This is a genomic window from Sulfitobacter undariae (assembly GCF_014196805.1).
GTDB classification, from domain to species: domain Bacteria; phylum Pseudomonadota; class Alphaproteobacteria; order Rhodobacterales; family Rhodobacteraceae; genus Sulfitobacter; species Sulfitobacter undariae.
In genome coordinates this window covers 1-24,743 of record NZ_JACIEI010000019.1, presented here as the reverse complement: position 1 = coordinate 24,743, position 24,743 = coordinate 1, and the positions used below count along the sequence as shown (strand labels likewise).

The 24,743-nt window shown below is 56.5% G+C and carries 25 protein-coding genes and 2 pseudogenes; 14 read left to right on the top strand and 13 right to left on the bottom strand.

Features of this window, described 5'->3' with window-relative positions; all coding sequences use genetic code 11:
- Window positions 1-9 precede the first annotated feature (9 nt).
- The 3 genes from GGR95_RS16765 (at window position 10) to GGR95_RS16755 (ending at window position 2,779) form a co-directional block, all read left to right on the top strand.
- Window positions 10-669, top strand: a complete 660-nt coding sequence (locus GGR95_RS16765; protein ID WP_184567915.1) for a plasmid pRiA4b ORF-3 family protein — start codon at window positions 10-12, stop codon at window positions 667-669.
- A gap of 120 nt (window positions 670-789) precedes the next feature.
- Window positions 790-1,371 (top strand): recombinase family protein, encoded by a 582-nt coding sequence (locus GGR95_RS16760; RefSeq protein ID WP_184567913.1) that lies wholly within the window; start codon window positions 790-792, stop codon window positions 1,369-1,371.
- Window positions 1,372-1,393: 22 nt separating this feature from the next.
- Window positions 1,394-2,779: an ISKra4 family transposase gene (locus GGR95_RS16755; RefSeq protein WP_184567911.1), complete on the top strand. Its 1,386-nt coding sequence runs from the start codon at window positions 1,394-1,396 to the stop codon at window positions 2,777-2,779.
- Window positions 2,780-3,038: 259 nt separating this feature from the next.
- On the opposite strand, the gene GGR95_RS16750 is transcribed toward GGR95_RS16755, so the two are convergent.
- From GGR95_RS16750 to GGR95_RS18980, 7 genes and pseudogenes are all read right to left on the bottom strand, one after another.
- Window positions 3,039-3,362: a site-specific integrase gene (locus tag GGR95_RS16750; RefSeq protein ID WP_246423431.1), complete on the bottom strand. Its 324-nt coding sequence runs from the start codon at window positions 3,360-3,362 to the stop codon at window positions 3,039-3,041.
- Window positions 3,363-3,502: 140 nt separating this feature from the next.
- Window positions 3,503-5,377 (bottom strand): UvrD-helicase domain-containing protein, encoded by a 1,875-nt coding sequence (locus GGR95_RS16745; protein ID WP_184567909.1) that lies wholly within the window; start codon window positions 5,375-5,377, stop codon window positions 3,503-3,505.
- Window positions 5,378-5,545: 168 nt separating this feature from the next.
- The gene (locus tag GGR95_RS16740) at window positions 5,546-7,276 is read right to left on the bottom strand and encodes a tetratricopeptide repeat protein (protein WP_184567907.1); all 1,731 of its coding nucleotides are present in this window, start codon (window positions 7,274-7,276) and stop codon (window positions 5,546-5,548) included.
- A gap of 54 nt (window positions 7,277-7,330) precedes the next feature.
- Window positions 7,331-7,672, bottom strand: a complete 342-nt coding sequence (locus GGR95_RS16735) for a hypothetical protein (RefSeq protein WP_184567905.1) — start codon at window positions 7,670-7,672, stop codon at window positions 7,331-7,333.
- A 1-nt stretch (window position 7,673) separates the two neighbouring features.
- On the bottom strand, window positions 7,674-8,177 hold the full coding sequence (locus GGR95_RS16730; protein ID WP_184567903.1) for a hypothetical protein: 504 nt from the start codon (window positions 8,175-8,177) through the stop codon (window positions 7,674-7,676).
- Between the two features lie 218 nt (window positions 8,178-8,395).
- Window positions 8,396-8,548, bottom strand: a complete 153-nt coding sequence (locus GGR95_RS16725; RefSeq protein ID WP_184567901.1) for a hypothetical protein — start codon at window positions 8,546-8,548, stop codon at window positions 8,396-8,398.
- A 395-nt stretch (window positions 8,549-8,943) separates the two neighbouring features.
- A pseudogene (locus GGR95_RS18980) lies at window positions 8,944-9,168 on the bottom strand (ATP-binding protein); the annotation flags it as partial.
- Window positions 9,169-9,697: 529 nt separating this feature from the next.
- Here GGR95_RS18980 and GGR95_RS16715 point away from each other — a divergent pair.
- The 3 genes from GGR95_RS16715 (at window position 9,698) to GGR95_RS16705 (ending at window position 11,983) form a co-directional block, all read left to right on the top strand.
- On the top strand, window positions 9,698-10,375 hold the full coding sequence (locus GGR95_RS16715; RefSeq protein WP_184567899.1) for a ParA family protein: 678 nt from the start codon (window positions 9,698-9,700) through the stop codon (window positions 10,373-10,375).
- The gene (locus tag GGR95_RS16710; RefSeq protein ID WP_184567897.1) at window positions 10,359-10,616 is read left to right on the top strand and encodes a hypothetical protein; all 258 of its coding nucleotides are present in this window, start codon (window positions 10,359-10,361) and stop codon (window positions 10,614-10,616) included. Before GGR95_RS16715 ends, GGR95_RS16710 begins: the two co-directional genes overlap by 17 nt.
- Window positions 10,617-10,912: 296 nt before the next feature.
- Window positions 10,913-11,983 carry a replication initiator protein A gene (locus GGR95_RS16705; RefSeq protein WP_184567895.1) on the top strand — a complete coding sequence of 357 codons (1,071 nt, stop codon included), beginning with the start codon at window positions 10,913-10,915 and terminating at the stop codon, window positions 11,981-11,983.
- A 96-nt stretch (window positions 11,984-12,079) separates the two neighbouring features.
- Here the strand turns inward: GGR95_RS16705 and GGR95_RS16700 are convergent, their stop codons facing one another.
- On the bottom strand, window positions 12,080-12,319 hold the full coding sequence (locus GGR95_RS16700; protein ID WP_184567893.1) for a hypothetical protein: 240 nt from the start codon (window positions 12,317-12,319) through the stop codon (window positions 12,080-12,082).
- A 135-nt stretch (window positions 12,320-12,454) separates the two neighbouring features.
- On the opposite strand from GGR95_RS16700, the gene GGR95_RS16695 reads away from it, so the two are divergent.
- The 4 genes from GGR95_RS16695 to tnpB all read left to right on the top strand — a co-directional run bounded on the left by GGR95_RS16695 (window position 12,455) and on the right by tnpB (window position 15,613).
- Window positions 12,455-12,736, top strand: a complete 282-nt coding sequence (locus tag GGR95_RS16695; protein ID WP_184567891.1) for a hypothetical protein — start codon at window positions 12,455-12,457, stop codon at window positions 12,734-12,736.
- A gap of 7 nt (window positions 12,737-12,743) precedes the next feature.
- On the top strand, window positions 12,744-14,474 hold the full coding sequence (locus GGR95_RS16690) for a type I restriction-modification system subunit M/S (protein WP_184567889.1): 1,731 nt from the start codon (window positions 12,744-12,746) through the stop codon (window positions 14,472-14,474).
- Between the two features lie 408 nt (window positions 14,475-14,882).
- Entirely contained in the window at window positions 14,883-15,263 is a 381-nt protein-coding gene (locus tag GGR95_RS16685) for a transposase (RefSeq protein WP_184567887.1), read from the top strand.
- On the top strand, window positions 15,260-15,613 hold the full coding sequence (gene tnpB, locus GGR95_RS16680) for an IS66 family insertion sequence element accessory protein TnpB (protein WP_184567885.1): 354 nt from the start codon (window positions 15,260-15,262) through the stop codon (window positions 15,611-15,613). Before GGR95_RS16685 ends, tnpB begins: the two co-directional genes overlap by 4 nt.
- Before the next feature lie 105 nt (window positions 15,614-15,718).
- On the opposite strand, the pseudogene GGR95_RS16675 reads toward tnpB, so the two are convergent.
- From GGR95_RS16675 to minC, 4 genes and pseudogenes are all read right to left on the bottom strand, one after another.
- A pseudogene (locus tag GGR95_RS16675) lies at window positions 15,719-16,183 on the bottom strand (helix-turn-helix domain-containing protein); the annotation flags it as partial.
- Between the two features lie 514 nt (window positions 16,184-16,697).
- On the bottom strand, window positions 16,698-16,997 hold the full coding sequence (minE, locus tag GGR95_RS16670) for a cell division topological specificity factor MinE (RefSeq protein WP_184567883.1): 300 nt from the start codon (window positions 16,995-16,997) through the stop codon (window positions 16,698-16,700).
- Window positions 16,994-17,836, bottom strand: coding sequence for a septum site-determining protein MinD (gene minD, locus GGR95_RS16665; RefSeq protein WP_184567881.1), 843 nt, complete (start codon window positions 17,834-17,836; stop codon window positions 16,994-16,996). The genes minE and minD overlap by 4 nt, the downstream gene beginning before the upstream one ends.
- Window positions 17,833-18,516, bottom strand: a complete 684-nt coding sequence (minC, locus tag GGR95_RS16660) for a septum site-determining protein MinC (protein ID WP_343042356.1) — start codon at window positions 18,514-18,516, stop codon at window positions 17,833-17,835. The genes minD and minC overlap by 4 nt, the downstream gene beginning before the upstream one ends.
- Window positions 18,517-18,868: 352 nt before the next feature.
- On the opposite strand from minC, the gene GGR95_RS16655 reads away from it, so the two are divergent.
- From GGR95_RS16655 to GGR95_RS16645, 3 genes are all read left to right on the top strand, one after another.
- Window positions 18,869-20,179 carry an APC family permease gene (locus GGR95_RS16655; RefSeq protein ID WP_184567880.1) on the top strand — a complete coding sequence of 437 codons (1,311 nt, stop codon included), beginning with the start codon at window positions 18,869-18,871 and terminating at the stop codon, window positions 20,177-20,179.
- 69 nt (window positions 20,180-20,248) lie between these two features.
- Window positions 20,249-22,582, top strand: a complete 2,334-nt coding sequence (locus GGR95_RS16650; RefSeq protein WP_138578348.1) for a heavy metal translocating P-type ATPase — start codon at window positions 20,249-20,251, stop codon at window positions 22,580-22,582.
- 38 nt (window positions 22,583-22,620) lie between these two features.
- Window positions 22,621-23,100, top strand: a complete 480-nt coding sequence (locus GGR95_RS16645) for a DUF411 domain-containing protein (protein ID WP_138578350.1) — start codon at window positions 22,621-22,623, stop codon at window positions 23,098-23,100.
- 517 nt (window positions 23,101-23,617) lie between these two features.
- On the opposite strand, the gene GGR95_RS16640 is transcribed toward GGR95_RS16645, so the two are convergent.
- Window positions 23,618-24,229, bottom strand: coding sequence for a recombinase family protein (locus tag GGR95_RS16640; RefSeq protein ID WP_237273954.1), 612 nt, complete (start codon window positions 24,227-24,229; stop codon window positions 23,618-23,620).
- A 64-nt stretch (window positions 24,230-24,293) separates the two neighbouring features.
- Here GGR95_RS16640 and GGR95_RS16635 point away from each other — a divergent pair.
- Window positions 24,294-24,743: DUF4158 domain-containing protein (locus tag GGR95_RS16635; RefSeq protein WP_184567878.1), on the top strand; the 450-nt coding region annotated here is incomplete at its 3' end.

Genomic DNA, 24,743 nt, shown 5'->3' with positions numbered 1-24,743 from the left:
GGATTTTGGATGTCATCCGCTTCTCCAATCTATCAGCTAAAGGTACGCCTTCTTGGGTTGAGCCCGATGATCTGGCGGCGTGTTTTGGTATCGGATTCGACGACTCTGCGTGAACTGCACGGCATTCTTCAGGTTGCGATGGGCTGGGAGGGCATTCATCTGTTCCTCTTCGAGGTTCACGCGGTACAATACGGCTCGTTGGAGTTGCATGCTGGAAACCCGGATGTATCCTTGCAGCAGTTTGGGTTCCGCGAGAACGAACGATTTTCCTACGTTTACGATATGGGGAATAACTGGGAACACGAAATCCGTGTTGAAGCGATTAATCCGCCACCAAAGAAAACCTATTCGGCCTGCATAGGCGGTTCCGGAGCCTGCCCGCCTGAAGATTGCGGTGGCGTATATGGATATCTTGAACGGCGGGATGAGGCTGACGGTTATGATGCCTGGAATGACATGGGCGTCATGGTTGGTTTTCTCGAAGATGTTGTAGCAGTGAACGCCCCCAATCGGCCGGTATCCGATTTCATGTCTGACGATGTGGAAGCTGCGATGGAACGGATGGTTGCTCGCAAGCCGTTTGTGGCGGGGAAATTCTCACGGGGTGCTGTGAACAAGCGGTTTCGATCCGGAGATCATCGCGACCTGATGCGCCAGCAGATGTGGTAAGGGCCGTCCGAAATGGTTCGGTTCTGGACAGGGCGTAATGATCTGTCCAGAAATTATCTTGAACCTGTATCGAACAGGTGTATGATTTTGGACATCATTTCCGGACAGAATTGCAATGCTGTGACCAGAACATTCGCCTACGCCAGAGTATCGACCGTCGAACAGGACCCCGAAAACCAGATCCGGGAGATCGCTGTCGCAGGATTTGCGGCGGAGCCCCACCGGATCATTACCGAAACGGTTTCCGGCTCACAGGCCATCGCACAGCGGAAGGGATTTGCGCGTCTTCTGGACAAGATGGAGCGTGGCGATGTTCTTGTCGTGACCAAGCTGGACCGGCTGGGGCGCGATGCGATCGATGTCAGTACCACCGTCGCCAAGCTGGAAACCTTGGGCATCCGTGTGCATTGCCTCGCCTTGGGCGGCGTGGATCTGACCAGTTCTGCGGGCAAGCTGACGATGGGTGTGATCAACGCAGTTGCCCAGTTCGAGCGAGACCTTCTGATCGAACGCACGCAATCGGGGCTGGCGCGTGCGAAAGCGCAAGGCAAAACACTGGGGCGCCCATCAACCCTTTCGGCTGATCAGCAGGCGTTGGTCCGCGAAAAGATCGCCAATGGTGCGACAGTTTCCTCCATTGCACGCGAAATGGGCACCAGTCGGCAGACAATCATGCGGGCGAGAGATTCAGAACCAATGTAATCAAGCAGGCAGGACCCCGAAGATGGATATCGAAATCAGCGTCACAATAACTGCGCCAGATGGCACCGCTCACACGGATAGGATCGCCGCATTCTCCAAGGGCATTGAGGCTGCTGGTGACATCGGCTTGTCCATAGAGGAAGGCAAAGCCGTTCTTTTGGGCATCCAGCGGAAAGTTGTTGCCGCGCAATGCGAAGCGTTTTGTATCAAACATGCCCGCTGTACGTGCTGTGATCGAAAGCTTCGTGGCAAAGGGCGCCGGCAAATTCGATACCGGACGGTCTTCGGTGACATCGCCGTTGAAAGTCCGCGCTTCTATTCCTGCCAGTGCCACAATGGTCCAGCCAAAACTTTCAGCCCCCTGAACGAACTTTTGCCCGACCATATTGCCCCGGAGTTGCTCTGGCTTGAGACGAAATGGGCTTCGCTTGTATCTTTCGGGGTCACGACTAATCTGCTGAAAGATGTCCTGCCGATTGATATGAGGCTAAATCCAGATACCATCCGCAGACATCTGGGGCGTGTGGCCACGCGGATGGAGGCCGAACTTTCTGATGAGCGTTACAGTTTCATTGAAACCAGTCCCCACCAGCGGGCCCAGCTTCCCAACCCTGAGGGCCAAATCACCGTCGGTATCGACGGTGGCTATGTTCGATCTCGCGACGCTGGTCAGTCGCATTTCGAGGTCACCGTCGGCAAATCCATCCCCACAGATCGCCCGAGCCGCTACCTTGGGCTTGTCCAAAGTCATGATGACAGGCCCAAGCGGCGACTGCATGAAGTTCTGAAGGATCAGGGTTGGCAGGAAAACCAGCCAGTGACATTCATGACTGACGGTGGAGACACGGTCATCAACATGGCGCGACACATGGCACCTGCCTCTGAGCATATCCTAGATTGGTTCCACATCACCATGCGCATCACCGTCATGCAGCAATACGTCAAAGGGCTTGCGCATCACAATCCCGCAGAGGCCGAAGCCATTGCCCGCCTGCTGCGCCAGATCAAAGGGTTCCTTTGGAATGGCAACCTTCACGATGGTCAGGCAGCGATCGAAGACCTTGCCATCGATCTGGAAGTTGTCGAGACGGACTATGCCAGCATCACGGCACTTCGGACGGCGGCGTCCGAGTTCGAGACCTACATCGCCAACAACGCCTTGATGATCCCGAACTATGCGGAAAGACGACGGTACGGTGAACGCGTTTCAACCGGCTTTGTCGAAAGCACCGTCAACACCGTTGTTGGAAAGCGCTTCGGCAAGCGGCAGCAAATGCGCTGGTCAAAACGAGGCGCGCACCTCATGCTGCAAACCCGAACCAGGGCTCTCGATGGCACCCTGCGCGCCAAGTTCGAGCAATGGCATCCGGCGTTGAAGCCTTCGTCCGAAACCAAAATGGCTGCATGATTGCCCCACACTTTACGGTACTCTCTGGCAGTTGGGGTCGATTCCGGCTCAGTGCAAAATAGTACGGTAAGCTTGCTCTGACGCCCACAACCATATGATTGTTAAAGATTTAATCTGATTCGTGTTGTTGGCATATGTCTCAAACGCTGGTTTGTGATATCGCCCTAAAAATGCCTCACAGAGGCTCGAAACGGGCATCTTTACCCGTTTCTCAATGAAAATACCGCAAACGGTGGCTCCAAAACCAGTTGACAAATCCTTAGAGTGCTTTTTGACACTGAGCCGGAATCGACCCCAGATAGTCCGGGGGCACCGGAACGCTTCTGTAGACCACCTTGGAGCGCCCGGAGGCATCCTTGCGCTTCTTCAGGCTGCGGATGACGACGGACCCACCCCCGAGGTCGACCCTCGCCGGCGTGATCTCCAGAAGCTCGGATGGACGGCACCCAGTGAAGTGCAGCGTCTCGCAGAGCGTCCGGTCCCGAGCCGGCTGGCGCCTGGCCACGGCAAGGAAAGCGGCACGCTCTTCAGCGTTCAGATAGAGCCGGTTGCCGGCGGCATCGTAGAGGGTCATTTCGCTCATATTTAACACTATACATAAATAGTGTTAAATCGCGAAGCGCAAATGAGCCCCCTACCCTATCTGTCCACAGGATCGGAAGGCAGATCGCTTAACACTATTAACCATAGTGTTAAGTATAGACGTGTACGGCACCTTAGTTGTCAACCAGCAGACGTGAGGCTGGAGAAGCAAAGGGGCCGGATGACATGGTCCGGAAAAGTTTCCCCATAGTTCTCAAGTTCTGGAGCCGAGCAGATAACTGTCAGCGAGCTACCTTCCGGACTGCGCTTCAGGCGGGTCAGTCCAGCGTAGAGGAGGGCAAGATTTTCACGATGAGAAGCAGTGGTGATATATACGACCAAAAGGCGCGCCTCCCACCCCTTGAAACTGTGCAGTGTGGTCGCCTTTAGTTCAGCCCTCCCCATAAAAAAGGCCATCTTCTGACGCCTATCATCGGTGGCACTGAAAGTATTGACGGCTTGAATGCCCTTGCGAGAGAGTTTCTTGACGATGCCATCGCCAGATATCTTCCGATCGGTCAAGAGGGTGATATCCGCATTGGCCAGCCCACACTGTCCAGTTTTTAGCATCATAGAGATCACCTCATCAACGCAGGTGTCCTGAGAGCTTTCCGGATCACATTGAACCCAGCGCAACTGACAAGGGAAGAGATCGAGCGCTTCCTGATCCTGTTCCGGTAGGTCGACAAGCTTCCTCGGTAGAAATTGGCTCGCAAACCGTCTTGCGTGATCAAGAGCGTCCGGCGGCAATCTGTAGCTGACGCTCAGCTGGGCCCATTGACCACCAGGAAAACCAGCCCCTGTCATCACATCATCTGTCCATGACCCCGCCGTGCCATAGATGTCCTGAGTAGCATCCGCGACGAGAAGCATCTCGCCCTCTGGGTTGCATGCCTTGCGCAATATGTTCCACCAGAGTGGGCGGTAGTCCTGACCTTCATCGACCAGGATAGCGTCGTATTTCGTGGCCCCGGGTTGGTCGATGGCTGCGCTTGCAAGCCGTGGCAGGCCAATATTCAAGACGTCCTCTTCTCGGCCCGACTTCCAGAGAGCTTCGTAGCGCTTTTTCCAGCCTGCTTCGTGGCAGGCCAGCTTGCACCAATGGTGGAAGTTCGTGAAGCGGATGTTGCGAAGCTGCTCGGGGGCGTCGAGGTCACGCACGATCAGGTCCCGAAGGTAGTGCCAGAGCGTAATGTTGAACGTGGCGACAAGAACCGACTTACCTTCTTTCGCCAGCTTCGCGGCGCGCGTCGCAATGACCAGGGACTTCCCAGATCCCGCCGGCCCCTTGATCCGGCGATAGCCGGATTTCGTGCGGCTCTCGGCCAAGTTGCGCTGGTTTCGATCCAGCAAGAGGGGCGTTCTCTGAGTGGCTGCGAAATCTGGTTCGACCAGCCAGCCTCGTAGGTCCTTCGCATGGTCCTCCGACATGACGTAGGAACTGTCGCGTACGGATTCTGGGAATACCCGCCGAATATCACTGGAAGCAAGTTCCGCGGATCCACTTACCGGCTGATACTTCGCGTACCTGTCACCTGACTGGGACTGGAGGAACGGGGCCAGAAGGCGCCTCACCTGATCCGACGAAGCGAAAGGAAAGATCACGCCTGCGGTAATGGCGGCCCAACCATTTCCCTGCTGCAGTCTTGGGCAATAGAGGTTGAAGATCTCGTCGCGATAAAGGTTTACCTTTGTGACAGGGTTCTCCGTCTGAAGGCTGAATTCTTTGCCATCCTTTTGGGCCCAAAGCTCGGGTCCGCAGGTGTCGTTCCTGACGAAATACCGCATTGCACCGAGGTTCCAATCCTTGACCTCAAAGACCCCGATACCGCCCCTCGGGTTCATAACCACGAAGTCTGGTCGCAGGCCGTTCAGGTGAGGCTGGACGTAGATTTCCCAATCTTGCGGTAGATGGTGTGAAAACAGGTCGAGAACCCGTGTTTCCCCAGCAGTCAGAGGTTGCCGAAGTCGCGAGAGTTCAGCCATCGGTGGATAGATGAGGCGTTGTGTCATCATGATGAGCGTCCCTAAGATTGGAAAAGGCACACGGCATTCACCCACCCCCCGCGTTTGGTGGACGAGTCTCTGACATTGTGCCTGCGGAGTGGGTTGCGTGTGATCGGGCTGACGTGTTGCTGGATCCCGGTCCCGTAACCTGCTGCGAGGACACGGGACCGGGAGACATCAGTCGTTCCTGAAGCGGTCGAGTAATTCTTTTGCGTCTTGTGATCCGTTGCTTTCCGCCTTGAAAAGCCAACGGAAGCCCGATTCGGGATCCTTCTCGACCCTGTCGCCCAGCAAGAAGCACGTGCCAATCAAATATTGAGCGTCGACATCATTTTGCTCTGCCGCCCTCAATAACCATTGAGCGCCTGCGGCGGTGTCCTTGTCGACGCCGTCGCCATCCAGAAGCGCAATTCCAAGGTAAAATTGGGAGATTGCGTTGCCCTGTTCTGCTGACAGTTGAAACCAGTGGAGCGCTTCAGCCTGATCCTTTTCTGTGCCATCACCCCGCGCACTGGCGATCGCGAGGAAAAACTGAGAGTGCGCATGCCCTTGCTCCGCAGCCAATCGGAACCAGCGCAACGCTTCCTTGCGATCCCGTCCGATCCCGTCACCCGTATCGAGGCAGATGCCAAGGAAGTGCTGGGCCTCCATGTACCCTTGACGGGCGGCATCTTGCATCCATTTGATTGCACCGATTTTGTCTTCAGCCACATCCTGCCCGGACCAAAGCGCCAGGCCGACGAAGAACTGGGCAAAATGATCGCCTTGCTTTGCAAGTTGCGCCACTTGATCCAAAAGATCGAAACCACCGCCCGAACCAGCGAAACTGCCACCGGACACTTGAGCCGCAAGCACCTTGCCGAGCACATGCATGAGCATTTCAAGAGAGGATCGCGTCTCCCGCGTTCCCACAAACTTTCCCAAGGCGGTGGACGTGTCCACAGCTTTTGCAGCAAGGTCCAGCAGGCAATTGCCCTTTGAGACGTCGCGGTCGACACCTCGCCCCGTTGCATGCATCAGCCCGAGCAGAGCTTGCGCGTAGACCGAACCATCTTGCGTCGCAACCTCAAGCCAATCCGTCACAGGATAAGCGTCCCTGATGTCTCCTTGGTCGACGAACGCCAGCAGACCCGCAATCAAAACCGCCAGTTCATGGCCAACCGCGGCGGCAACCAGGAACCAGTGCTGTGCCTCAGCCCCTTTGCCCGCCTGCTGCTTCAATATCCCCAGCACAAAACATGCGTCCGCATCTCCCGCCTCAGCCAACATCGTGACGCCATGCAGGAGCTCTGCGTCGGCATCATTGTCGTTACAACTGGACAAGACTGTTCCCAGAACACGCAACATACCCAAGAAGAATGCCGCTAACTGCGGGACCATTCCAAGGGTTTTCCCATTTTTCAGACAATTTCTGGCAAAGCCGTCGCCCTGCTGCTCTGCCAGCGCAAGCAGCTGCATTGCATGTGGCAAATCTCGCTCGATACCGGATCCGGTGGCAAGCATCATACCAAGTAGAGACTGCGCCACTCCTCTACCTTGATCCGCGGCAAGTCGCAGCCAGCTCTCTGCCGCTTTGGGATCGGCATCGTGCCCCAGACCGAAAAGGCAAATGATGCCAAGTTGTTCCTGTGCCGGAGCATAACCTTTTTCGGCGGCTTCCCTAAGGAGAGGCTCGGCCTGTATGATCCCGCCGCTGTTTCGATGCGCCCCGAGATGAAGACCGGCAAGGTGGGTCATCGCTTCTACTTTGCCGTCGTCAAGCGCGTTCGAGAGCCAGTCTGGGACGATTACGTCCTGTCCGCGCCCGTTTTCCACGGTCACGTTCGCAAGCGAATTGAGCAACCCGTCGATCCCCAAGACACGGGCTCGTTGGGTCTCTTGGTCCTTCGTTTTTCTATAGCGCAGCATGATGATACTTTCTTATTCGTTTCCAAGTATTTCGCGGTACTGGGTGGGCAGATGTCAGCCCCTAATTTCGATGACACCCCGCCTGACCATAAGGTCCAGGGCACTCCCCTCCTGAAGCGCCTCTCCACGCTGCAGAATCTCTGAAATCTGCCTTGCGGCGAGTTCGAGCCCTTCCTCCGATGAGACGAGATAGAGAAATAGGCTCTCCGGAATGCCGTCGCTTGCATGCTCGGCCGGACTTTTCGACGTCAGCCGGGCAAGTATCTCCAGCAGCGCGGAAATCTTGTTCCCAGGCCGGATGCTGAGCGCGATGTGCATGTCATCGCCGGTCGTACCCCGAGAAGACGCCTTTGCCAGAATCTCGGAAGCCAGGTCCGACTTCTTTTTTTGCGCCATCTCAGGACTCCATCATGAGCTTTACCACGGCATGGAGGTGGCTGTTATTTCGCTGGTACTTCTCAATCATCTCCATGAACTGCGTGAGGTCCGCACCATCCGTTCCAGTCACCGCAGCGACGATCTCGTCGAGGTGCTGGGACATCATGTCGTAAAGCCACGGTGTCGACATGATGTCATAATCCGTTGCCGCGTCCGCTTTGGTGGCCATAAGGAGGATCGCATCCTCGTTGTCCTCACCCATGTCTGCCAGTTTACGCGCGATGTGGTCGTAGATCAGAAAAGACACAAAGTACGATGCTGACCGGCCTTTGGCGTCCGCAGCCGTTTTGATCACGTCGTAATCCTGGTGGAGCAGTTTGATATTGTACTTCCTCTCAACGCCGTTTCTTTGATTCAACTCGACTGCGGCTTGATATTTTGCGGCCTGATCCTTCTGAATGACTATCTCCGGCACTTCTGCGGCTGGCGCATTTACGCGATCTGAAGCAATGGGATCAGTCATGCCGCACCCGGGAGTCGCGCAGAGGCGATGTGTTATAGTAAGTTGTGATCTTCACCTCGCCGCCGTCCGCTACGACGAGGGTTGCTCCGCCCCTCTTCAGGACGCGCTCGAGCAGTTTTCTCTCTTCGACGCTAATCGATGTGAACATTGGTGGTTGCCTCCTGGCAGGGTGGATGATTGTGGGCTGGTAAAGGGCAGCGTGGATGTCGGGATCTGTATCAGCTGTCTTGCAGCAATTTCCGGATCATCCTCCTGGTGAGGATGATCTGGTCACCGCGAGCGTTGAATTCACCATACTTTTCGACCAGTGCGATGATGTCACCACCGATCTTCCGCTGCGTCATGCGCATTTCCATGTGCTTCGTTTTCATTGGTCACGTTCCTGTTCTTGGTTGCAGGATCAAAGTGTCATTTTATGACTTTTAATGCAAGTCATATTTTGACTTTTTATTAGGTATATGATATTACTATATAAATTATAATATCATACTTTTTCAGAGTGATTTGTAGTAATTCTGCGAATCACTTGGAATGGTAGCTTTAGGCCGGAAGCACCAACGACAGCGGCCCCGGAGCCCCGTTTGCGCAGGACCGCCCTGCCCCCGAGCAGCGCCACTTCGAAGCCGTTCGGAGCAAGGTGCAGGTTCAGGTGGTCGAGAACGGCCTGCGTCTTCTCCGGCTCTTGAGCGTGGTTCCTCAGGTTAGCGACTCTCTCGATCGCCCGGCCAATAAGTTCGTCGCCGTTCTCCTGACCAGCTGCCCATCTGAGGCAGCCCATCTCGTCAAGGATCACGAGATCGAGCTTTGTGAGGCTTTCGGCAAGCTGTCCGGCTTTGCCTTTGGCCTTCTCCTGTTCGAGCGTGTTGACGAGCTCGATGGTCGAGAAGAAGCAAACCTTGCGGCGGTGATGTTCGACAGCCTGCACACCAAGGGCTGTCGCGACATGGGTTTTGCCAGTCCCCGAGCCGCCGATCAGCACGACGTTCTGGGCAGCCAAGCATTAGCCCGATTCAAGCTCCAGAAGATGTCGCACTCCCCGCGCTGCGAAATCGGCGCGCGGAACATCAAGTGCAGCCGCCAGCGCGACCAAGGCGTCGACATCAGGAACAACCGAGAGGCCATCTATCAGCCCGGCATACCACTTCGGGTCTATCCCCGATCCGTTTGTGTCTGAGAGACCGGCAAGCTCTGCTGTTCGCTTTACGGCCGTTGACAGACATATTTCGCACAATGAACTGATGGTTGCGGAGGCGCGTGCAGCTGAGTGGAATCTCGTCCGTGTATGGAATTTCGCGCGGCAACTAAAGGCGTTCGAGATCAGGCCTCCGCTTGCATCTCATGTCTCGTTGATGCCGACGAGTTATCGGGCTGAGTTATTGGCGTAAGAGAGATGCCCGCTTAGCAAACCCAGCACACCACTGCCTATGATACCTAAAGGTATCCTACGGTATCATACTATAAGATATACATTCCAATCCGGGCCTACACATGTATACTGTAGAAAAACGAAGGAGGCATGCATGCCCGTCATTTCATTCGCCACATCCAAGGGCGGAGCTGGCAAGACAACATCGGCTATCGTGCTGGGTACGGAGCTGGCCGAAGGTACTCAGGTCATAATGATAGATGCTGACCCAGCAAAGCGGCTGACGCGTTGGTCGACACTGGCAGCGCTGCCTACTTCTCTGCGTGTTGTCACCAGCCAGGGTGAGCGCTTCATCCAGGATGAGATTTCTGACGCACGGAGCAAGGCGACGTTCGTATTGATTGACTTGGAGGGCTCTGCGAGCCGCCTCACATCCTTTGCGGTCGCAGAGTCTGACTTGGTCGTCATTCCATCTGGTGAAGAACAGCAAGATGCGGATGCCGCGATCGAAACACTGGCCGAGATCGAGATGGAGGGCAAGGCCCGCCGACGCGCAATCCCGGCAGCCATTGTTTTCGCCAGAACGTCAGCAGCCGTGAAAAGCAAACTTGAGAAACATATCCATGCAGAAATGACGAAGGTTGGCCGCGTTATGGACACTGAGCTTCACCGGCGGACGGCATTTTCATCTTTGCACAACGCTGGTGGTGGCTTGCGTCAGCTGGATCCATCTGATGTCAACGGGATCGACAAGGCTCTTCTCAATGCCCAGGCGTTTGCATCCGAAATCATCGACATTCTTGAGGAGGTCCGCCATGCCCAAACCGCTTGATTTTGACCGTTTGAAGCAATTCGAAGCGCGACCTGCAGCAAAGGTTGAACCTGAATCTGTTGTTGATAGGGCAGGGGCTCCGACAACGCGATGGCCGAGCCGTGGACCGATCATGGATGGTCAGATCAGTATTAAAGCGCCGCTTGAAGTTTTGGACCGCTTTAAGCGGATCTGCAAAGACGATCGGCGCACGTACGCTGATATGCTTGGCATTCTCATGGACCGTCTTGAGGGCAAGTAGCCATGTGATGGAGTTGGTGATGCAGTTATTTGAAGGGAGTGGTGTTTATATGTGTTTGATTCAGTGTTATGCCATAAATAATGTTCTGTAAGGCATTGAGATAGATGGGAAAAACCTTACCCTTGGTTCCTGATACCCCGAACTTGAGTTCCTGATACCCCGAATCCCGGTTCCTGATGTCCGCATTTGATAGAACGGCTGGAAAGGACCTGGTATGGTGCAAAAACCTGCAATGGGTTCCTGATACCCCGAATTCAAAGCTTGACGCCGGTTCCTGATACCCCGAATGTCCCCGCATGCCCGTTCCTGATACCCCGAATCTGCTGGATCAGCTGCTTCCTGATCGTCATCCGCAAGCGGACTTTTTCATCTGTGATGTTGCGGATGCCGTGCTCAAGGATCTCATGCCGAGTATGGAGCACCCATTCTACGCGCTGAGCAAGAAGCCTGATACGGCGATCCGTCGCTATGAGCATGAGGGAAAATGGTTGGAAGTCGTTCCCAGCGTAAAAGGACAGGCTACGATCTACGACAAGGACATCCTCATCTACGTCGTCTCGCAGATCATGCATCGGTTGAATCGTGGAGAAAAGGTCGAACGTCGGCTACGGTTCAATCCGCGCGATCTTCTGATTTTTGTGAACCGCGGAACCGGCGGCAAAGACTACGGAGCGTTCTGTGAGGCCATCGACCGCCTCATGGGCACGGTGATCAAGACTAACATCAGCACGGCGAGGTCCGATGATGCACTTCCTCTCGGCGATGAAGAGCGACTTGGGTGGTTCCATCTCATTGAAAAAGCACACATCCAGAGGAAAAACAACGCTGAGGATGGCCGCATCATGTGGGCTGAAATTGAGATCAGCGAGTGGATCTTCAACAGCATCCGCCGCAAGTCCGTCCTGACGCTTCATCGCGACTACTTTCGGTTGCGGAAACCCATCGAGCGGCGGGTCTATGAGATCGCGCGCAAGATGTGTGGATCGCAGACATCATTCGAGATCGGACTGAACAAGCTTTTGAAGCGGACTGGCGCCCGAACCGAGCTGAAGCGTTTCCGGCATACCCTTAAGGAAATCGCGACCCACAACCACCTACCTGACTACCTGGTCAGGTTCGACGAGGAGCGCGATGTGGTGGTGTTTCAGAGCCGCGGAACCGTGGTATCCGTCACAGGGAAAGATAGGCCCGAGATAGGTCCTCTGAAGTCCGACACCTATGACAAGGCACGGGCGGCGGCTCCCGGTTGGGATGTGCGTGTTCTTGAGCAGGAATGGCGTGCCTGGGCTGGTGAAGTACCGAAAAGTGCTGACGCGGCGTTCGTAGGGTTCTGCAAGAAGCGGTTTGCTGAGAAGGGGGTGCCGTGACTTCGGGGTATCAGGAACTTTCTGACAAAAATTCTAAGCGAAGCAATGGGTTTCCGGCAAACCCGGCTCAGTTCAGTAGGGTTCGCCCACGAGTCGTCAGTGGAGCATAAAACCCTTTTCGATGAATTCCTGCAGGACGTGGTCTATATCGATCAAGGCCGCTTGGATTTCCTCGATACAAGCATCACGGCTATCCAGAAATACCTTCTGGAGTTCAACTACGGCACAAGAATCCGCTTGTTCAGGAGGCTGTGCTTCGAGTCGGTTTAACAGAGTCGAGCCCTTGTGCGGTTTTTCTGTATGAAATTGGAGGCCAGCAAGCGCAAACCGGTCCAAGGTCTCTCATTGCGACCGGGGGCCGCTGTCTTTGCCTATAGGCCAGGAATTATTTATTCCTATATTTCCAATATCAGCTATTGATATTTATGTCATATCAATTTATATGTCTCCCATCGGCACAAGGAGAACGCTATGCGGATCACGGCACACGCTGACGCTCGGATGAACCAGCGCGGCATCAACAAGAAGCACCTCGGGCTCGTTATGGACCATGGAGAGCATACCGGAGACAAGATGGTCTTGTCGGCGAAGGCCGCTCGCCAAAGAATGGTCGCACTCAAGCAAGAGATCAAATCCCTTGAAGAAGTCGCGAAGAAAGGTGGCATTGCCTTCGTTCTTGACGGAGTGCATGTTATCACAGCCTACCGCGCGAATTCATTTTCTGCGGCCGCCGCAAAAAAAGTCAGAGGTTGATATTGAAATGAAGCATATTTGGAGAGAACTTGATGCTCTTCGTGGAAGCATCGACCCTCAGCGGTTAGCTGGTGTCCTCCTTCGCGAAGTCGCCGAAATTAGCGGTGAAGCGCCCGGAATTTATAGCGGTCTTGAAAGACATTGGCAGGAGTGCCGGGAAAATCCGAGCTACCCTCACCTTCAGTCAGCAGCACGGATGTTCCTTGAATTGAGTGAAGCAGAGCGGATTGCATCCCTGCCTCGGCTTGGAAATATCGACGGTAGCCGCCGTTTTGAATTTGGTCTTATCGAAGACATTCCGGCAAAGAAAATCGCCGAAATGGCTGGGCAGGTGGCATCCGTGCGCTGCTCTTTTGGACCTTCCGCGATGCCTGCTCTTCAGATTGCGCTGGAGGGAAAAATTGCCAAGCGCTTCCTCCATGTGCGCTTCGTTGATGCCGACATTGACCTCTGCGACTTGGTGAAGCTCGCGGCTGCCGCGATCGGCGTTTCAATCGACGTCATCGCGGGCCAGCCTTTTTCCCGGATCGACGGTGGGAGTTTTGAGGCCGAGATCTGCATGCCCCCATTTGGTGCAAACATCCGGGATCGTGAGGAACTGCCTCGCAAAACACTTGAGCGCATAGACGCCGCCGAGCGAGGGCGTCTGCATTTTGAGCCCGTCGCTATGGCGGATATGTTGGTCCACGCGCCGAACGCACGCGTGGTCTTCAGCTTCACGGCCGGCGCTCTATTTCGTACGGTAGGTTTCGAGGCTGTCGCGCGTAGTGAGATCATCGACTCGGGTCGCCTTGTCGCAGTCTTCGCTGTGCCGCCAAGCATGATCTATACCACAACCCAGATTGCGACCGGTATCGTCATCCTAAAGCCAAAGGGACATCATGAGGAGAGTATTCGTTTCGTAGATCTTGCGGACAAGCGGTTTGCGACCAAGGCGAACCGTGGACGATATAACATTGATCGGAAGACGTCATGGGCGGAAGCAATAGATTGTGAAATCTCAGACGATGTCCTTTGGGCCAGAGATGTGGCTGTCAGCGAAATCCATGATCAAAGTGATGTGCTCTCGGCGGAGCGGTATCTGAGAACACAGTCGGGCGAGGCTCTTTCTGTCTTTCTTGCTAACTATGAGACCAGACCTCTTGGCGATGTCGTAGAGGTAATACGGCCAGCCGCGATACCGAAGTCTGAGGATGGCGAATTCATCATTCATGAGGCATCTCCGGGAGACATCGGCGAGGAAGGTTTCCTCAACTGTCCACCGAAAGAAACAAGGGTTGCACGAGGCGCACTCCGCAAGGCGCGGAACCAACAGGTTCGCCCAGGAGACGTTCTCCTTTCCGTAAAGGGCACCATCGGCAAAACCGGTATGATCCCGAAAAACGTGCCTGGCTTAGACGAGGACAGCTTCTGGACTGCTGGACAATCGCTCGTGATCCTTCGATCAAAGGGAAGCATCTCACCAGAGGTCCTGTTTGAGTACCTCTCCAACGGTCTTGTTCAGGATTACATTGGCTCCCTTGCCGGTGGCGCAGCAATCCAGTCGATTACCGCCAAGGACCTGGCAGCACTTCAAATTCCGGTTCCCTCAAAAGAACAGCAGGCACAGGTTGGCGAGGAATTTCAGAAGCGCCAGCATGCTTTCGAAAAATTGCATGGGATTCGCCAAGCTATTGATCAGATAAAAAACCAGAGCTGGCCACATGCAGAACTGAAAATGACAGAGGTTAATCCATGAACATAATGGACATTCAAATCACGCTTCGAATGCAGCTAATCGGACCGGTATCCTTTCGGAACTTATCATACCCTTTCTAAGCAAAACATAACTCCAGAAACACGAGTCGACAGGCTTGAATGAAGAGTAAAACCACTCGTCCGGGCAGCATCGGTTGCTCTATGCGGGTGTCACATCTAAGCGCTGTATAGGGCAATATTTGCAGCGCAAAATATAGGCGGACACAATGAATCAAACCTCTCACAACGGCCTTGTATCTTTCATTTGGCGGATCGCCGATGAATGCCTCCGCGATGTTTATGTTCGCGGCAAATACCGCGACGTAATGTAACCGCTGATTAGCCCCCACCTTCCGATGCCGCGATTATTCTGCGAGTCCTTGCTTCGTGGATTTGAAGGAGTTTCTCCATGGATGGTACGATAGAGTTTCTCACGGATGCGGGCAAAGGTGGTCGTAGATGTCCTCGCTGGCCGCAGGATGTGAAGGCGCGGATTGTGGCGGAAACGCTGGTTGAGGGTGCTACGGTGAACGCGGTTGCCCGGCGCTATGGGTTGCGGCCCAATCATCTGTCGGAATGGCGTCGCATGGCACGTGAGGGCAAGTTGGTCCTGCCGAACCTGGATGGTGTTTCGTTTGTCCCTGTAGCCATTGAAGAGACCTCTGCCGATTTGCCGGACGTGCCCGAGACTGAGATGGGTGTGATTGATGTGTTGAAGGGTAACGTGACGATCCGACTGACAGCAGACACGCCAGCCGCGCGGATCGCCGAGATCGCGGCTGCGCTGTGATCCATCCGTCGCATGGCGTGCAGATATTTGTTGCGACCAAGCCTGTGGACTTCCGCAAGGGGCACGATGGTTTGGCCTCGCTGGTGCAGAGCCACCTCAAGAAGAAGCCCTTTGATGGTGCTGTCTATGTGTTCCGCGCCAAACGCGCCGATCGACTCAAGATGATCTGGTGGGATGGCACGGGTCTGGTGATGGCCTACAAGCGGCTTGAACAGAATGCGTTCAAATGGCCTGCAATCAAGGACGGTATTTTGCGGCTGGACGCTGCGCAATTTGAGGCCCTATTTGCGGGCCTCGACTGGCGTCGTGTGACCGCCTTGGAGACCCGCCCGCCGGCTGCGGCAGAATGACTCGGATCGTGTTTTGCACGGGCGGGTTACCTCTGATTTTGATAGTTCACAGGCATGACATCCGCCTTTGATCTTCCTGATGATATTGATGCGCTCAAGGCCATTGCTGTGTGCAACTTGCAGCTTGATGCGTTCACCACCAATCGTGGCCCAGTCTTCGCTCCAATCAAACTGGAACGCTTCTCCGGGTTGGAACACCAACGGTACAAATGTGCCGCGCCCCGTTGTTTGCTCTGCACGATGCCGATCAGCACGCCACGCGCGCGCAAAGGCTGCGACCCGCTCATAGGACCCATCGTAGCCCAGCTTAACTAAGTCCTCATACATCAGCTTAACATTGCGCCGCTCTTTGCGAGACTTCCGCGTCTGCGCCAAAAGCCATGCTGACAAACGATCCGCGTAAGGATCCAGCTTGCTCGGCCTACGTGGCGTATTAAACCGTGGCTCTACAGCATCCTCACGAAGATACTTTTTGATGGTGTTGCGAGACAGCCCGGTGCGGCGCGCAATCTCACGTATTGGCATTTTGTCACGCAATGCCCAGCGTCGTATGACACTCAAAAATCCCATGTCGATCACTCCAAATCTCCCTGAACAAAAACGTCAGGGCCATGTGTTCACATGGGTCAATTCTCAGTGACAATTTATGGGGCTACCGGGTCAGTTCTCAGTGACATTCAACAAGAAAACCATGAAATTAACAAATTGAGCAGAGCACGTTCCCTCGAGCGATGTTCCAAGAAGATTTGACCACCAATGGACAGATTTTTTGCTCCAGATATATGTCTCTCGCCCTCACTCACGACACGCAGGGGTAATCTGGGCCAAAGTTCGACGCTGACACTATAGCGGTCGATGCGGGGACAACTCGCCCCGTGTGCCTATCTTCATGTATTTTGCTTCTTTTGATCCACGGGCAGACGAAATTCACTGTTTTGTTTGAACCGGACTCGTATGCCTCGTAGAAGTTTGTGGGACCACGACGATGCGAGGTTGGGCGTAATACGGAGTCTTCTGTGGAAGCAAATTCAACTCCCGCCATGAGCGGACTGCGGCCGCTCGCTGCAGGCCTGCTGTGCAGCGGTCAGCCTTTTGCCCGCGAGCGCAGACGCGCAGGCGCTTCCTGCTCTGGCGACGGGATCTCAATATTGATCTCCAGGCTCGAAATGTCGTCGTTTCGCTCCATCCGGATGTCGACATCTTCCTGTTTGATCTGCACGTACTTACGGATCACAGCAAGAATATCGGATTGAAGCATGGGCAGGTAATCTGGCCCATCCGATCCATCGCGGCGCTCATGGGCCAGCAGTATCTGAAGCCTATCCTTAGCCGTCTGCGCGGATTTGGGGAGGCGCGGTCTGAGGGAAAATCCAAACAAGCTCATGCCGACGCTCCGAAAAGACGGCTGAATAAGCCGGGTTTTTTCTCTCGCTCCGCGCGTGGGTCGACTTCCTCGCCCAGCAAGCGGGACACGGCAGCCTCGTAACTTCTGCTCGCGGCAGAGGGCTCATCAAGTACGACCGGCATGCCGACGTTTGAGGCGCGCAAAATGGCCGTGCTTTCCGGAATGACCCCCAAGAGCGGCACAGCAAGGATTTCAAGAACATCCTCGACCGTCATCATTTCGCCCGCATCAATCCGGCGCTGGTCATGTCGGGTCAGGAGCACATGGGCCTCAACCTCGGTCCCCTCTTCTTCGGCGCGCTTTGTCTTGCTCGCCAAAAGGCCCAGAACCCGGTCACTGTCGCGCACCGAGGATACTTCTGGGTTGGTGACTACGACAGCCTCATCGGCAAAATACATCGCCAATTGCGCACCGCGCTCAATGCCTGCAGGGCTGTCGCAGATGATGTAGTCGAACTGCTCTTTCAACTCGTTCAGAACCTTCTCAACCCCTTCTTCGGTCAGCGCGTCCTTGTCGCGGGTCTGTGACGTGGGAAGTATCCAAAGCGTCTCCACCCGCTTGTCGTGGATCAGAGCCTGCTTGAGTCGCGCTTCGCCCTGAATGACATTGATAAAGTCGAAGACCACGCGGCGTTCGCAGCCCATGATCATATCCAGATTGCGCAGGCCCACATCGAAGTCGATCACGACCGTCTTATGGCCACGTTTTGCCAAGGCTGCGGCGATGGCGGCGGCAGAGGTTGTCTTGCCCACGCCCCCTTTGCCCGAAGTGATGACGATCACTTTCCCCAGCGGGGCTTTAGCTTTCAACTGTGTCATAGAAATCTCTCAATGCGGAGTGTTTCGTCTTCGAGAAAGACCTGAACGTTCCTGCTGCGCAGATCCGGGTCGATGGTCTCGCTTGTTTTGAAAAGGCCAGCGACGGCAAGCAGCTCGGCTTCGAGCTTGTTACAGAAAATCCGCGCGTTTTCGTCACCGTCGGCACCAGCTATCGCGCGGCCACGCAGGGTGCCGTAGATATGTATGTTCCCCGACGCCACAACTTCGGCACCAGAGGCCACAGAGCCAATGATCGTGAGATCACCGCGTTCAGCAACAACCATCTGACCAGAGCGTATATGGCGGCGTATGACTTTGTTCTCCAGCCGTTTCACGGAACGCATCGGGCCCGACGCTTCCGCTCGCACCTTATGCGTTGGTGCATCCCGCCCGATCAGAACGGGGATCAGCCCGGCTTTTTCAGCAACTGTGCGTTGCTCGGCACTGGCGTTCTGCACGCCGAAAAGCAACAGGCCCCGCGACCGGATGGCGTCAATTAAGTTCTGCAGAAGAGTCCCGTCAACGAATCCGGGCACTGCCTCTAGGTCGAGCACGATCGGCGCTCCGATCAAGAGGTTTGCGTTGGTTTTGATTTTTTCGTCAAGTGCCACAAAGAAGTTTGCATCTGGCCTTTCGGATTCGATCCTAATCGCAATCGCGGTCAGAAACCGACCGCGCACGTGAAAAGTCTCTCGCCATTTCGAACCGGTATCAGATCGAATTCCTGTATCATCCTTCTCCACCGAGAAACTGCTCTCCTGCTATTTTTGTGGCGTGTAGACCCGCCTTTTGCTTCCCCCAGTTCTATGGATATCGCGGTTGCAGGCCACTCGATTGTTGAGTAAAGGCAGTTGGCGGCAAACCATCGCCGTCAATAAGCGGAATTATTCCAGTGGCGAAAACCTGCGTATTTGCGTCGGAGTGCATGCGCCCGCAAAGTGAGTGGCTCTTTAGGGTGGAAAAATCCGTGAATGGGACGCTTAACGTACTATTCTGCACCCAGCCGGAATCTACCCCTGAAAAGGAAAATCCATGACGAAAAGCGATTACGAGAAGAACAGCATTACCCTCCCGGGTGCTGTGGCCATGGGAACCGGCGTGATGATCGGCGCGGGCATCTTCGCGCTGACCGGCCAGATCGCCGAGCTTGCCGGGCCGCTCTTCCCGCTCTCGTTCGTCGTGGGCGCCATCGTGACCGCGTTCAGCGCCCACACCTACATCAAGATGTCGAACGCGTATCCGTCAGCGGGCGGCATCGGGATGATCCTGAAGAAGGCCTACGGCCCGACGACGATCGCGGCGGGCGCCGCCCTGCTGATGGCGCTGTCGATGGTGATCAACGAAAGCCTCGTCGCGCGCACCTTCGGCACCTACACGCTGCGGGCGTTCGGCGGCGATCCGGACAGCATTCTCGTGCCTATTCTCGGTGTCGGGCTGATCGTCTTCGCCTATCTCGTGAACGCATCGGGCACCCGGTCGGTTGGGCTGTTCTCCATCATCATGGCCGTGCTCAAGGTGGGCGGCATCGCGCTGTTCGGCGCAGCGGGTCTTTGGGCAAGCGGCATCTCGTTCGAGGCGACGGGTGATGATTTTGCAGCCACAGGTTTCGTGGCGTCGGTTGCGCTGTCGATCCTGGCCTTCAAGGGCTTCACGACCATCACCAACAGCGGCGCAGAGGTCACCGACCCGCACCGCAACGTGGGCCGGGCCATCATCTGGTCCATCGCGCTCTGCGTCGTCGTCTATCTGTTGGTGGCCTTCGCGGTCGGCTCCAGCCTGCCGCTAGACCGTATCGTGGCGTCGAAGGACTACGCGCTGGCCGAGGCCGCCGAGCCCGCGCTCGGCAAGACTGGCTTCTACCTGACGGTGGCGCTGGCGCTGGTGGCCACCGCGTCGGGTCTGATCGCCAGCGTGTTCGCGGTCTCGCGGATGCTGGCGATGCTGACCGACATGAAAATGATCCCGCACAGCCATTTCGGGATGCAAGGCACGATCAAGGATCACACGCTCGTCTATACCGTCGTGATCGCGGGCTTCCTGACGGTCTTCTTCGATCTCAGCCGCATCGCCTCGCTTGGGGGGTTTTTCTACCTGGTGATGGACATGATCATCCATTTCGGCGTGTTTCGGCACCTGCGCGATGAGATCGCTGCGAAGGGATGGGTGTTGCTGACGGCCATCGCCCTTGACGCCGTGGTGCTGGCCGCCTTCGCTGCGATGAAGTGGCAGTCCGACCCGCTCATCGTCGTGGTCGGCGTCGTCGGTATGGCGCTGGTGTTTCTGTTCGTCCGGGTGTTCCTGGCGCGCAATCCGGTCCGGGAAGGCGCGCACGACCATCACTGAAAAAAGAGCTTGAGCTTCCAGTCTTTGGAAGGCGCAAGCTGAAACAAGGCAATGAGAGGCTGGCAGACCATGGAGCATGATCATCATCACGCAACGCACGACATCCCGACGGGGACCGAGACGGCAAAGGACCCGGTCTGCGGGATGACGGTCGCGGTCAATACGGACGGGCGTCACGCCGAGTTCGAGGGCGAGACCTTCCATTTCTGCTCGGAGAAGTGCCAGACGAAGTTCAAGGCGGATCCGTGGTTCTACGCCTCGGGCCGGGCTGCCGGGCAGAAGAAGGCGGCACCGGCCAATGTCCAGTACACCTGTCCGATGCATCCGGAGATCGTCCGCGATGCGCCGGGGGCCTGTCCGATCTGCGGCATGGCGCTGGAGCCAATGGTGCCGTCCGACGAGCCCAGCGAGGAATTGACTGACTTTACACGGAGGATGTGGATCTCGGCTGCCGCCGCAGTGCCACTCGTCATCCTGACAATGGGCGAGTTGGTGGCGCTGCCGGTGCGCGACTGGATCGGGCATCAGACAGCGAGCTATCTGGAGTTCCTGCTCGCGACACCGATCATCCTCTGGGCCGCCTTGCCGTTCTTCCGCCGCGGCTGGGACTCGATCGTGAACCGCAGCCCCAACATGTGGACGCTGATCAGCCTCGGCGTGGCGGCGGCTTACCTGTATTCGATCGTTGCCACCTTCCTACCCGGGATTTTCCCCGAACAGTACCGGATGGGACACGGCGTCGGCACCTATTTCGAGGCGGCCGTGGTCATCGTCACTTTGGTCTTCGTGGGCCAGGTACTGGAACTCCGCGCACGAGAGCGCACAGGCGACGCGATCCGCGCGCTGCTGGACCTCGCACCCAAGACGGCACGGCGCATCCTGCCCGATGGCACCGAATATGATGCGCCGCTCGAGAACATCATGGAGGGCGACCGGCTGCGCGTGCGCCCCGGCGACGCGGTCCCGGTCGACGGGACGGTGATCGAGGGCCGGTCTTCGCTGGACGAGAGCATGCTGACTGGTGAGTCGATGCCAGTGGAAAAAGGTCTGGGCGATGATGTGACCGGGGCCACGATCAACAAAAACGGCAGCCTGGTAATCGAGGCGGGCAAGGTTGGCGCGGATACGGTGCTCGCACAGATCGTGGCCATGGTGTCGAACGCGCGACGGTCCCGCGCTCCCATTCAGGGGTTGGCGGACCGGGTGTCGGCAGTCTTTGTGCCAACCGTTGTCGCCATCGCCATTGTCGCCTTTGTAGTCTGGCTGATCTTCGGCCCAGAGCCCGCGCTGGTCTTCGCCATCGCATCTGCCGTGTCAGTGTTGATCATCGCCTGCCCCTGCGCGCTCGGGCTGGCGACCCCAATCTCGATTACCACGGCGGCGGGGCGCGGCGCGCAGGCGGGCGTGCTGATCAAGGACGCCGAGGCGCTGGAGCGCATGGCGGGTGTCGATACGCTCATCGTCGACAAGACCGGCACCCTGACCATGGGCAAGCCCAAGCTCACGGATACGGTCGCGCTTGGGAATTTGACCGAGATGGAGCTGCTGTCGCTGGCTGCTGCGCTCGAGCGCGGCTCGGAACATCCGCTGGCCGAAGCCATCGTCGAGGGCGCCGAGGCACAGGGCTCCCCGCGTCAGGAGGCCACCGACTTCGAGGCTGTCACCGGCAAGGGGGTGCGCGGCAGAGTTGGCGGACGCGCCGTGGCGCTCGGCAACGCCGCGATGATGCGAGAGATGGAGCTGGACACGGGTGCGGCCGACGTGAAGGCTGACACCCTGCGCGCCGACGGCAAAACGGCGATGTTCATTTCCGTTGATGGCGCGCTTGTTGGCATCATAGCGGTAGCTGACCCGATCAAGGACAGCACCGCGCAAGCGATCAAGGAACTGCACGCCCAGGGCCTGCGCGTGATCATGGCCACGGGCGACAACGAACGCACGGCACAGGCGGTGGCAGGTAAGCTTGGCATTGACGAAGTCCGCGCGGGCGTCCTGCCCGAGGCCAAGAAGGACCTGATCGACCAGTTGCGCCGCGATGGCCACAAGATCGCGATGGCCGGTGACGGAGTGAACGACGCCCCGGCGCTCGCCGCAGCCGATGTCGGCATCGCCATGGGCACCGGCGCGGATGTGGCGATGGAAAGCGCAGGGATTACCCTGCTGGGCGGCGACCTGATGGGCATCGTCCGGGCGCGCAAGCTGGCGCGTGCGACTTTGCGCAACATCAAGCAGAACCTGTTCTTCGCCTTCGCCTACAATGCCCTTGGCGTGCCCATCGCGGCAGGACTGCTCTACCCGGTCACTGGTATGCTGCTGTCGCCAATGATCGCGGCGGCGGCCATGAGCTTGTCCTCGGTCTCGGTGATCACCAATGCGCTGCGGCTGAGGCGGGTCGATCTCTAACCTGCCCGCACACCACACCAATCATAAAGGAAAACCAGATGACCCATGAAACGATTTCTCGCCGCACGATCCTGGTCGGAGTGACGGCACTCGTGGCCACATCGCCCCTGAGGGCGTTGGCGCAAGGCGCCGGACCGGCGATTCACGTGATGAAGGACCCGAATTGTGGCTGCTGTTCAGCCTGGATCGATATCCTCGCGAATGACGGTTTCGCAGTCACGACCGAGGCGAGCGCCGGAACGCTTCTGATGCGCTACAAGCTGGACAACGGCATCCCGCAGGAGATGGTCTCCTGCCATACGGGTCGCGTGGACGGCTATATGATCGAGGGCCACGTCCCTGCTGCCGACATTCGCCGTTTGCTGGTGGAACGCCCCGACGCGGTCGGCCTGGCAGTTCCCGGCATGCCCTACGGCTCGCCCGGAATGGGGCCGGAAAGTGAGCGCGAGTCCTATGACGTGTTCCTGATCCAGCGCGACGGATCGGTCGAGGTGTTCAGTCGTTACACTGCCGCTTGATTGCAAGTGCTAGCGAATGCTCACTCTTCCGAATCTGTGAGATTGCTAGACTGAAATTGCTGCGCGATGCACGAGTGACTGGGACAGTTTCTTCTTCACAAGGCGGCAGATGCCGTTCTAACGCTCCCAGGCCGCCAGCTTTTTGGTAAAGCGCCCCGGTGGCTTGGGACTGCCGTCGGTGTAGCGAATGTGCGCCCTGAGGGGGCAGTGTCGATGATGGTTGTTGCAGACATAATTCCTCATTCCGAATGCGAGTAATCGCACTTATCTTTTTGATATTGTTACATTATCTTGTAATTTGGGGGCGAAATGTCCGCCCCCTACTGGATTTCGCTACTTGGCGGCCAGCATCGACGCGCTTCACGCAGCGCCAGCGTCCGGTGGGCCGTCAACTCCATGACCAGCCGCTCGGGCAGCGGCTTCAACGCTCCGACATCCTCATCGGGGTCGAGTGGGGCTGAGTGCAGAAAACCCCTTTAAGGTTTCTGTTGGGTTGTTTGCGCGTTGAGACTGACGCTCACGGTTCGTTCGCTCCGAGATACCGATAGATTGTCGCTTTTGAGAGGCTGTAGTGTGCCATCAGATCTTTGATCAGCATTCCAGCGGTACGCTTTTTGCGTAGCTCAACGATCTGATCTTCTGAAAGCGCGGGTCGTTTGCCGAACTGTACGCCGCGATCTTTGGCCTTCTTGATCCCATCCATCTGTCGCTCGGCGCGGATTTCGGTTTCGAACTGGCCAATGGCTCCGAGCATGTTGAACAGCAGCCGCCCGGTTGCGTCGGACGTGTCGATATTCTGATCGAGCACGACCAGATCGACACCTTTCTGTTTCAGTGTTTCAGCGATCTGGCAAAGGTGCAGTGTGGATCGCGCCAATCGGTCGATACGTGTGACAATCAGCTGGTCACCGTCGCGGACGTAATTCAGGCATTCTTTCAGCTGAGGGCGGGCGTCCGTCGTACCACTGCGCTTCTCTTCGAAAAGCTTGTCGCAGCCATCCAGCTTTTCGCGCTGCACGTCCAGAGATTGTCCGACTGAGCTGACGCGGGCGTATCCGACTTTGGCCATAGTGTCTCGAATAAATTCAGAGGTCTTGCGACTGTCATATTGAGACATTGAAAAAGACATGGCAAGCGAATGGTCTCAATTTCTACAGTTTTGAAGACCCTCTCCGTATAGAAAGACGACCCTCATGGCACACCGAGCGGTTCTGACCGCGCGACAGCGCGCGGCCCTTTTCCACCTTCCAACGGATGAGGCGTTGATCCTTCGGCATTACGCCCTGTCCGATGAAGACATCGATTTTATCCGCACCCGCCGCCGCCCTGAGAACCTGATCGGATTTGCGCTGCAGCTTTGTGCCCTTCGATATCCGGGACGGCTGCTGAGGCCCGGAGAGATCATCCCCAAAGAAATGTCTGACTTCATCGCCGCCCAGCTCGGCGTCAAACCCGATGACCTTCTACATTATGCCGAGCGAGAGAACACACGGCACGAGCACCTGGAAGTACTGCGCAAGATTTATAGGTACGAGATGTTCAAGGGCAAGCGGGTCAAACAGATGCGTGCGTGGCTTGATCAGAATGCCGAAGGTGCGCAATCGAGCGAAGGTCTGGTGAGGGCCTTTGTGCAAGAATGTCGT